The following is a 6,394-nucleotide window of genomic DNA, read 5'->3' as shown; positions in this document are numbered from 1 at the left end:
GGGTTGGGCGGAGCGTTCGGCCGAGTTGTCGGCGGCGACCACCGAACGTCTGCGCAAACAAAAGCAGGCCGGCCGCCTGCGGGATGATGTGCCGGGCGCTGTGCTGCAGACCTATCTGGATCTGGTCCTCGATGGTCTGGTGGCGCGGCTTGCCTCGGGCGAGGACACCGAAAACCTCAGCGCGGTACTGGACCTCGTCGAGGATTCGGTGCGACACCCCGCCGGCGGCAGCTAACTGGCGCGACGGTGGTTCGGCCCACCGCGACTGCGCATCCTGGTTCCCGATTCGCGCAACATGCTGTGCACAGACCCATACGATCGACCGGTCTCGGCCACCAATGACCTGATGCTGGCCCCCCGCTCGTAAGCGCTGCGCAGCTCGGTCAAGATCTGCTCACGGGACCTACTGGTTTCATTCATCGACATCTCCCCACTTCCCGGTGCAACGTCGCGGATACCCAGACTAGGAACCGAGCAAACACCGCGTGGAGGAACGCGCGAATTGTCTTGCAGCCAGCCCTATGCCAGCTCGATGAGATCCCGGTACTCGGTGGACCAGAAATCCTCTGTGCCGTCGGGCAGCAACACCACCCGCTGCGGATCCAGCGCCTCGGCGGCGCCCGGGTCGTGGGTCACCAGCACCACCGCGCCCTGGTAACTGCGCAACGCGTCGAGCACCTGCTCGCGTGAGGCCGGATCCAGGTTGTTGGTGGGTTCGTCGAGCAGCAACACGTTGGCAGTTGACGCCACCAATCCCGCCAGCGCCAGACGGGTCTTCTCACCGCCGGACAGGGTGCCCGCCGGTTGGTCGAGCTGAGGGCCGGTGAACATGAACGCGCCCAACAGACCTCGCAGATCCTGCTCCCCGGTGTCGGGGGCCGCATGCCGGATGTTCTCCCAGACGGTGGCGTCGTTCTCCAAGGTGTCGTGCTCCTGGGCGAAGTACCCGATCTTGAGTCCGTGCCCCGGCTCCAGTGCCCCCGCGTCCGCGGATTCGGTTCCGGCCAGCAAGCGCAACAGGGTGGTCTTGCCGGCGCCGTTGAGTCCGAGCACCACAACCCGCGAGCCCCGGTCGATCGCCAGGTCGACCCCGGTGAAGATCTCCAGCGAACCGTAGGTTTTGGTCAGCCCCTTGGCCACCAGCGGGGTCTTTCCGCACGGCGCCGGGGTGGGAAACTTGATCCGGGCGACCTTGTCGGCCACCCGCTCAGCGTCGAGTTCGGCGATCATCCGCTCCGCACGGCGCAACATGTTCTGGGCCGCAACGGCTTTGGTGGCCTTGGCGCCCATCTTGGCGGCCTGGGTGCGCAGCGCGGAGGCCTTCTTCTCGGCGTTGGCGCGCTCCCGGCGGCGGCGTTGCTCATCGGTGGCGCGGGCGTCGAGGTACTTCTGCCAGCCCATGTTGTAGACGTCGGCCTCACCGCGCACCGCGTCCAGGAACCAGACCCGGTTCACGACATCGGCGAGCAGCTCGACATCGTGGCTGATCACCACCAGCCCACCGGTGTGGTTCTGCAGGAATGAGCGCAACCACCCGATCGAATCGGCGTCGAGGTGGTTGGTCGGCTCGTCGAGCAGCAGGGTGGTGGCCGAACCGGATCCCGTGTCGCTGGCGGCGAACAGGATGCGCGACAGTTCCACCCGGCGGCGCTGACCACCGGACAGGGTGCGCAGCGGCTGGGTCAGCACGCGGTCCGGCAGCCCCAGGCTGGCACAGATGCGGCCGGCCTCGCTCTCGGCGGCGTACCCGCCGAGTGCGGAGAACCGCTCCTCCAGCTCGCCGTAGCGGCGCACCGCCTTGTCGCGGGCGGCGTCATCGGCGACCTCGGCCATCAGCGTCTGTTGTTTCTCCAGATCCGACAGCAGGGTGTCCAGCCCCCGCGCGGAGAGCACCCGGTCGCGGGCCAGCACGTCGAGGTCGCCCTCACGCGGGTCCTGCGGCAGGTAGCCGATGTCACCGATGGTGTCCACCGAGCCGGCGTAGGGCTCGCCCTCGCCGGCCAGGATGCGCATCGTGGTGGTCTTGCCCGCGCCGTTGCGGCCGACCAGGCCGATCCGGTCACCGGGCTGGATCCGCAGCGCGGAGCCCTCGATGGACAGCAGTGTGCGCGCCCCGGCGCGGACCTCCAGGTCCGTTGCGGTGATCACGCAACTACCTCCTCATGTTGACTACTTGTCGTCGGTACCCCGGTCGTCAGAAAAGACCGGCGACCGCTTATCTTTGCGCGCAGCGACCGCTTCTTCAAAGTTGGCGGTGAGTAGACGCACGTAGAGCTGACCGAGGCCCTCGGCCTGCATATGGCCCTCCAGGCTACCGGCGTCCAGTCCACTCCACAGCGTGCGTTTGGTCAATTCGACTCCCGGCCGGGAGAACGCCGCGATGCCCCTGGCCATCTCCAGGCACCGCGACAACAGCTCGTCCTCGGGGGCCACGCTGGAGACCAGCCCGATGCGCTCGGCCTCGATCGCATCGACGTCGCGGCCGGTGAGCATGATCTCGAAGGCGCGCGACGCACCGATCGCGCGGGGCAGCAGATAGGACAGGCCCAGCTCGCTGGCGGTCAGTCCGTTGTTGATGCCTGCCGCACGAAAATACGCTCCAGCTGCGGCGACGCGGATATCGCAGGCCAGGGCCAGGCACAGCCCGCCACCGATGGCCGCACCGTTGACGGCGGCGATCACCGGCTGATGGAGCCGGCGCAGGCCGAGGATGACGTCGTCGAGGACCTCCATGGAGCGCAGCGCGAACGACGGCCGGGTCAGGCCCCCCACGTGCGGCACCGAACCCGCCGATTTGTGGTCGGCACCCGAGGAGAACCCGCGGCCGGCGCCCGTCAGCACCACGACCCGCACCTCGTTGTCATGGTGCAGATCACCGATCACCGCCCGCAGTGGAACCATGACGTCGAACGCCATGGAGTTCATCCGTTCGGGCCGGTTCAGGGTGACCAACGCCACGCCGGGCTCGGGACGGTCGACGACGACGAACTCGCTGTGCTCAGCCACGCCGAGCACGTTAGCGCGCGGGTCAGTTCTCCTGCGACGCGACGGCCGCCTCGATGTCGAACTCCTTGATCTTGGTGATCAGTTCTTCGAGCTGCGCGGGGCCCAGCGCACCGGATTGGCGGAACACCTGATGGCCCTTCTTGAACGCCATCAGCGTCGGGATCGCCTGGATCTCGGCGGCCTGGGCCAACTCCGGCTCGGCCTCGGTGTCGACCTTGGCGTGCACGACGTCGGGATGCTTGTCCGCGGACGCGCCGAACGTCGGCGCGAAGGCACGACAGGGACCGCACCACGACGCCCAGAAGTCGACGAGGACGATGTCGTTGTCGTCGACGATCGCCTTGAATTCAGCTGCGGTGATGTCCTGTGTAGTCACGTTCTTCCTAACGTCTCGGCTGCTCTACAGATTCCCAGTATGTCCCGGGACTAACCGATACCGGCCAACGAGTAGACCCGGACCCAGTCCACCTTCATGGCCTGCGGGAACTGCGAGGCCGAATCCGGATCGCCGGTCCACGGATTGCCCACCGCGGTGTTCAGGATCAGATAGTGCGACCAGGCCCCGGAGAACGGCGTCCAGTCACCGCCGAGCGCCTCGTACTGCGCCTTGGTGACCCGTCCCGTCTCGACGCCGTCCACATGCCAGATGATGCGGTCCGGATACCAGTCGATGCCGTAGTCGTGGAAGCCGGCGGACAGGTCGACGCCCAGGTCTGCTCCGACGGTGTGCAGTTTGACGTCGACGGTGTTGTCCGCAGCCGCCGGGCCGTGGATGTTGCCCGTCCACTTGGTGCGCCCCTCGTCATCCCGGAAACCCGGGTATTCGACGATGTCGATCTCACCCTGACGCGGCCAGTCGAACTCGTGACCGGGTTCCAGGCCGACCATCCAGAACGCCGGCAGGGTGCCCTGGGTGTAGGGCATCTGCAGGCGGGCGACGATACGCACCGGCGGTTCCACCGACTGCTTGCCGTAGGTGACCACCCGCGCCGAGGTGTAGTTGTGCGGCGCCGGCGCACCGTCGGGAGCGGTTTCCCGGCGGACCTCGATGACCAGGTGGCCGTTGGCGTCGATGGACACATTGGAGAAATCGGGCGTGTAGAACTGGTTCTCCCCCGCGGACTGGCCCCATCGGCCGGTCTGCGTCGACCAGGCCTGCATCGCCTCGGCGATATCGGTGAAGTTGGTCTCCCACAGCAGCACCGGGCCACTGGATGTGGGCGGCGTTCCCCCGGGGTTCGGGGTCACCGGACCGGTCGGCGGTACCACCACCGGTTTCGCGGGGATCCCGAAGATGCGCTGCCGGACATCGCRCCACCAATTCTGCATCCCCTTGGGCAGCGTGAACCTGAAGCCGACACGCGACAGGATGCCCTTGAGGACGCTGCCGATCGTCACCGGTTTGGCCGCAGCGACTGTCGCCTGTGCCGGCAGGGCCGCCGTAGGCGCGGTCACAGCCGCCACGCTCGCCGCCGCCGCGGGAGTCACCGCGGGTTGTTCGTCCACCTCGGAGACGGCCGTCTGGCTCCGGCGCTCCGGACGCGGTGGGCGGGTCTCGGCGAAGGTGCGACGCCGGTCGAACTCGTCGGCGCCGGGTGTGGCCACCCCCGGGGCCGACGGCACTACGCCCGGCGGGCCGTCGGCGGGTGACGCGTCGTCCGGTACCACCGCTTCCACCGCGACCGTGCGGGGTCCGGTGGGGGCGATCTCGGCGGTGCGGGCGCTGCGGCGACTTGTGATGGGCCGCCGGACTTCTCGCGGTGTGCGCGCCGCCGGCCCGGTCCGCACACGCTGGGGAGCACCGGTGACCGACGGGCGGTCCGGCGTCGTGGTTCCCGAGGAGGCAGACGATGTCGCGTCATCGGCCGCGGCGAGGGCCAGACCCTGACCGGATGCGACGGCGGCACCGAGGCCAGCCGCCATGATTCCGGTCCCCAGCCAGTACCGATAGGCGGTCATATCCGTCACCCCATTCGATCCGTTACGGCAGCCGACAGACAAATAGACGGACCGTGCGGGGTCGACGAATACGCGCAGGCAAATACAACTGACCCAATAACCAGAGGACTGCGCAAACTCGACCTGATACCCGACGTGCCGCATACAGCAGGCGACATTCACGGGAACCCGCGAAGCCGCCTTGGAATCGTTTGAACCAGTACATATTTGACGAATCCCACACCGGATCACCGATGCAGGTCGAACAGTAATCGAGACTGATCGAGTTGGCGAGCTAAATCAACATATTGCAATGCCAAGAAATGCAAAGGACGTGAGCAATTGAATTCAATACCTTAATGGCGATACCGCGGCACGAAATGCAAGTCGTAACGGATCGCGCGTCGGTGAACCTCAATTCACCGAACTGCCCGCCCTGAAGTCGCGGTTTACCGTGCAGCGCTGAAATGGCGTCGTGAGACGGCAATTTGCTGAAAACGCAAAGACATGACGCGGCGTCCGATGGTCATGTGCACCCGCCCGGCATTGAGCGACATTTGCGCACAGCACCACTGACGGCCGAAAACCCGAATCGGGTCAGCCGGGAATGCCGGCACCACGACGCCGGCCGAAGGAAGGACCTATCAGACGGTGAAACCGAGCGCGCGCAGCTGCTCGCGGCCGTCGTCGGTGATCTTGTCCGGACCCCACGGCGGGTTCCACACCCAGTTCAGCTTGATCTCGTTGACCAGGCCGGCACCGATCAGCGCGGTGCGGGTCTGGTCCTCGATCACGTCGGTGAGCGGGCAGGCCGCCGACGTGAGCGTCATATCGATGAGCGCGACGGTGCCCGCCTCGCCCTCTTCCAGGTTCATGCCGTACACCAGGCCGAGGTCGACGACGTTGATGCCGAGTTCGGGGTCCACCACGTCACGCATGGCCTCCTCGACATCGGCGAGCAGTTCCTCATTCGCGGGATCGGTATTGACGGTGTCGCTCATCGTTTGTCCTCCACATCATGGCTGGCCTCGGCCAGAGCAGCCTTGAAGGCCGTCCAGCCGAGCAGGGCACATTTCACCCGCGCGGGGTACTTCGCCACACCGGCGAAGGCAATACCGTCGCCGATGACATCCTCATCACCCTCAACGTTCCCACGCGAGGAGATCATCTCGGTGAACGCCGCCACCGTCTTGAGCGCATCGCCGACACTCTGCCCGATGACCTGGTCGGTGAGCACCGAGGTGGCGGCCTGGCTGATCGAACAGCCCTGGCCGTCATAGGAGATGTCCTCGACCGTCTCGCCGTCGGCGGACAGCGCCACCCGCAGGGTCACCTCGTCACCGCAGGTGGGATTGACGTGATGCACCTCGGCGCCGAACGGCTCCCGCAGCCCGCGGTGATGCGGGTGCTTGTAATGGTCCAGGATCACTTCCTGGTACATCTGTTCCTG

7 protein-coding genes and 1 pseudogene are annotated in these 6,394 nt (G+C 66.6%); 1 reads left to right on the top strand and 7 read right to left on the bottom strand.

The genetic code is table 11. The annotated features are described in order from the left end of the window. Positions 1-235: pseudogene (locus AC1DTF_RS31850) on the top strand (TetR family transcriptional regulator); the annotation flags it as partial. Here AC1DTF_RS31850 and AC1DTF_RS31845 read toward each other — a convergent pair. The 7 genes from AC1DTF_RS31845 to sufU all read right to left on the bottom strand — a co-directional run. Next, positions 232-420 (bottom strand): helix-turn-helix domain-containing protein, encoded by a 189-nt coding sequence (locus AC1DTF_RS31845; RefSeq protein WP_082613960.1) that lies wholly within the window; start codon positions 418-420, stop codon positions 232-234. The pseudogene AC1DTF_RS31850 and the gene AC1DTF_RS31845 overlap by 4 nt on opposite strands. Positions 421-519: 99 nt before the next feature. Then, positions 520-2,148: an ABC-F family ATP-binding cassette domain-containing protein gene (locus tag AC1DTF_RS31840; RefSeq protein ID WP_057165121.1), complete on the bottom strand. Its 1,629-nt coding sequence runs from the start codon at positions 2,146-2,148 to the stop codon at positions 520-522. A 21-nt stretch (positions 2,149-2,169) separates the two neighbouring features. Then, positions 2,170-3,015 (bottom strand): enoyl-CoA hydratase, encoded by an 846-nt coding sequence (locus AC1DTF_RS31835; RefSeq protein WP_477476963.1) that lies wholly within the window; start codon positions 3,013-3,015, stop codon positions 2,170-2,172. A gap of 13 nt (positions 3,016-3,028) precedes the next feature. After that, a complete protein-coding gene (gene trxA / locus AC1DTF_RS31830) occupies positions 3,029-3,382 on the bottom strand; it encodes a thioredoxin (protein WP_057165119.1) in 354 nt (117 codons plus the stop codon). Between the two features lie 50 nt (positions 3,383-3,432). After that, complete coding sequence (locus tag AC1DTF_RS31825; RefSeq protein ID WP_477476962.1) at positions 3,433-4,965, bottom strand: glycoside hydrolase family 16 protein; 1,533 nt, start codon at positions 4,963-4,965, stop codon at positions 3,433-3,435. 623 nt (positions 4,966-5,588) lie between these two features. Beyond that, positions 5,589-5,945, bottom strand: a complete 357-nt coding sequence (locus tag AC1DTF_RS31820) for a metal-sulfur cluster assembly factor (protein WP_057165118.1) — start codon at positions 5,943-5,945, stop codon at positions 5,589-5,591. Next, positions 5,942-6,394: Fe-S cluster assembly sulfur transfer protein SufU (gene sufU, locus AC1DTF_RS31815; RefSeq protein ID WP_477476961.1), on the bottom strand; the 453-nt coding region annotated here is incomplete at its 5' end. The genes AC1DTF_RS31820 and sufU, both read right to left, overlap by 4 nt.

Source organism: Mycobacterium sp. P4_H6 (assembly GCF_056400845.1).
The sequence above is the reverse complement of the archived record's forward strand: the minus strand, read 5'-3'. Positions and strand labels throughout refer to the sequence as shown.